At 39.3% G+C, this 2,984-nt stretch carries 3 protein-coding genes; all 3 read right to left on the bottom strand.

The window, feature by feature from the left end:
- Positions 1-158: 158 nt before the first annotated feature.
- Genes HET73_RS06815 through HET73_RS07535 form a run of 3 tightly spaced genes read right to left on the bottom strand, consistent with a single transcriptional unit; the run spans position 159 to position 2,450 of the window.
- Positions 159-1,211, bottom strand: a complete 1,053-nt coding sequence (locus tag HET73_RS06815) for an Rpn family recombination-promoting nuclease/putative transposase (protein ID WP_246210263.1) — start codon at positions 1,209-1,211, stop codon at positions 159-161.
- The gene (locus HET73_RS09180) at positions 1,208-1,843 is read right to left on the bottom strand and encodes a group II intron maturase-specific domain-containing protein (RefSeq protein ID WP_218939339.1); all 636 of its coding nucleotides are present in this window, start codon (positions 1,841-1,843) and stop codon (positions 1,208-1,210) included. Before HET73_RS09180 ends, HET73_RS06815 begins: the two co-directional genes overlap by 4 nt.
- A complete protein-coding gene (locus HET73_RS07535; protein WP_218939338.1) occupies positions 1,827-2,450 on the bottom strand; it encodes a reverse transcriptase domain-containing protein in 624 nt (207 codons plus the stop codon). Before HET73_RS07535 ends, HET73_RS09180 begins: the two co-directional genes overlap by 17 nt.
- Positions 2,451-2,984 lie beyond the last annotated feature (534 nt).

Here is a 2,984-nt window from a genome sequence, read left to right as displayed (position 1 = left end):
TGTCATCCAAGTAGCCCAGACACTGGGCGCAATGCCGCCGCGGTATCTCTTAGCATAGATTCTGCTAGCGGAATGACGGTAGCCATAGAATTTACATAATTTGTTTATAGTGTAAAGAAAACAACGAAAATAGAGAAGTGGTAAATCTACAAAGATCGCTAGGCTATTTCTTCCTGAAGTTGTTTTATTTCAGCTTTAGGGAGGCCGGTGGATTCAGCTATCAAGTCGATAGATACGCCGGCTTTAAGTAGGTTTTTTGCGACTTCAATTTCCCTCTCTTGTCTGCCTTTTTCATGGCCGATTTGGATGCCTTCTTGTCTACCCTCTTGTCTGCCTTTTTCATGGCCGATTTGGATGCCGCGTTCTTCGCCGATGAGGATGCCTTCTTGGCTGCCCTTCTCTTCACCAATTTTCATGCCTTTTTCAGTAGCATCATCAAGTTTTTGAGCGAGGACAGCCTTCTCATCACGAATACGCTTTATTTCTTGTTCATAGGCAATGAATTCTTTTTCTGACCAGTTGAATCTATTTAGTTCTTCATATGCTTTTTTGATTATTACATCACTTCCTATTATTTTTTCCAATTCCTTTTCACTGGTTTCATCTGCATACTTGAAGAAGTAAATCCATTTTTCAACTATATTTTCCAACTGATCTTCCTTCGTCTTGGGAAATTTTGGTAGCTCAATAAATGTAAAATAAAAATCTTTTAAATCATGTTCATTGGTATCTTCATCACGAATAGTATGTTTTGATTTATACTCAGACTTATCAGGAAATAGAATACAATCTGCTATAGCAATGAAGATAATCTCTTTAAGATCTTGGTACTGATCACCCTTATCGGCCTGTCTTGAATAAGCTTTGGCAGCGTAGTATTGAGCGCGTTTTTCAAAGCCTTTGGTTTTAGCGACCTGCATTTCGACGATCACTTGTACCCCATTTTCATCCCTGCAGAGTACATCAACAATACTTTGTTTTTTAGAGGCAATTTCAGCATCCATTATAGTGCTTAAAAACTCTATTTCTTTTATTTTATCTTTGCCAGTAAAGCCCAGGATATCATTGAGAAAGTGAATAAGACTATCTTTATTTTTTTCCGTACCAAAGATACGGCGAAAGGCTAGGAGAGTAGACCAGGAGAACTTCCCTCCTGGCCCCTCGCAGAACCCTACGCGAGACTCTCGCCTCATAAGGCTCCCACTAGTCATTGCCCTAATCCTATACTTAATTTCCAGTGCACAAAAAGATTTGGTCTACTCTTTGCGATTCTTTCTAGTAACTTAGCTGCTTTGGTTTTACGCCTACTCAGCTTTTTGTACTTTACCTGGAACCACTTTCTGAGTTTCCTATTAAACATTCTTATTATGCTATCTAGTGCAGTTATATGATGCTTCCCGTAATAGTTAAACCACCCTCTCAGGATTGGATTACATATTCGTGATATATCTTCAATTTCCAAGTCTGTTCTACTAGCAAATTTCCAGCCTCTAATTTCTTTTCTCATCTTTTTCAAACTTTCTTTACTCACAGTTGGCGTAAAGCTCACAAATAGGCTACCATCTTTTCTATTTCTTACTAGTCTTTTATGAAATTCATATCCTAGGAATGTAAATGATACATTCTCATGATTATCCCTTCGTTTTCCATCTTGACAATAGATGATTTTGGTCTTTGTATGTTTTACTTCCAATTTGCAAATCTTCAGTCTCTGTTCAAGTTGAGTTAAAATTAGTTGTGCTTGGCTCTTGCTTACACAATGTATAACACCATCATCAGCATATCTTGCCCACTTTACACTTGGATATTTTCTTCTCATCCATGCATCAAAGCTGTAGTGCATGAATAGATTGCTTAATAACTACACCTCCCTGTGGCACTCCGCTGAGACGCTTTATCTTTGTTCCATCTTCAAGTTGCATATCTGCACTTAGCCATCTTTGTATGTATAAGATAACCCATTTGTTTGTAGTGTGTTTTCTGACTGCTTTCATCAGTAGATTGTGGTCTATGTTGTCAAACATTCCCTTGATGTCAAACTCTATTAACCAATCTTGGTCGAAGCATCGCTTCCTGGTTTGTCCTATGGCATCTAATGCCGATTTATTTGGCCTATAACCATATGAATCCTTATCAAATACCTTCTCAAGCTCTGGTTCTAAAACACTTCTTACAACTTCCTGTGCTATACGATCCGAGACAGTTGGTATTCCAAGTGTCCTTGTCCCTCCATCTGCCTTAGTTATATCACAAGCCTTCACTGCAGGTGGAAAATAACTACCAGACGATAGCCTGTTCCATAGCTTGTAAAGGTTCTTGCTTAAGTCTTGATCAAACTTTTCAATTGTTAGATCATCAATACCTGCCCCTCCTCTGTTTTCTTTAACTCTTTTATAAGCCAAAAACACTAGAGATTTTGGTATGTTAAAAGGCTTTGTTCGTTCAATCATTTTCATCCTCCTTCAAGTTGAATGATTTACTAAAGTCACCTAGTTCAACACCTTTGCTCCATGGTCATTACAACCACTTCTTCACTACTACGAGTTGATCCGCCCCAGTGACTTGCATCGCTACTCTAAAGCTTGAGGATTAGCCTCTTGCTTATCTCGCTTTTCATCAAATCGACTGGTTCCTGCAGTTCCTTATTAAAGCCCAGATCAGACTCGCGCCACCTTTTTGCCGAACACCACCTACACAGTAATCAGGTTTCTTGTAAGCTCATTAAGAGGAGAACGACTCACTCCCCCTTTCGATGTTCACTTCCGATTTCGACACGTTCATCAGTGGTTCACTTACGTTCGCCTTTCTGATCCTCACCTTCCAGCTCTTACACTGATTTTTCCTTAACGCTTATGACCCTATCTCTTAAATAGAGCCACTTCAGGTGGTTTGAAACCTGCTCCTGAAAACCGATTTCGAAGGACCTTCCTTCATCTTCAATAAAGCTTCTCACAAGCATTATTCTGCTTGTTGCTGCAGCACAC

It is taken from the genome of Wolbachia endosymbiont of Atemnus politus (genome assembly GCF_013309895.1).
This window is presented reverse-complemented; position numbering and strand designations above follow the sequence as displayed.

What these genes read in the sequence shown, in the direction of transcription:
- HET73_RS09180 (WP_218939339.1), bottom strand. Translation starts at nt 1,843, where the DNA reads ATGCACTACAGCTTTGATGCATGGATGAGAAGAAAATATCCAAGTGTA.
- HET73_RS06815 (WP_246210263.1), bottom strand. Translation starts at nt 1,211, where the DNA reads ATGACTAGTGGGAGCCTTATGAGGCGAGAGTCTCGCGTAGGGTTCTGC.
- HET73_RS07535 (WP_218939338.1), bottom strand. Translation starts at nt 2,450, where the DNA reads ATGATTGAACGAACAAAGCCTTTTAACATACCAAAATCTCTAGTGTTT.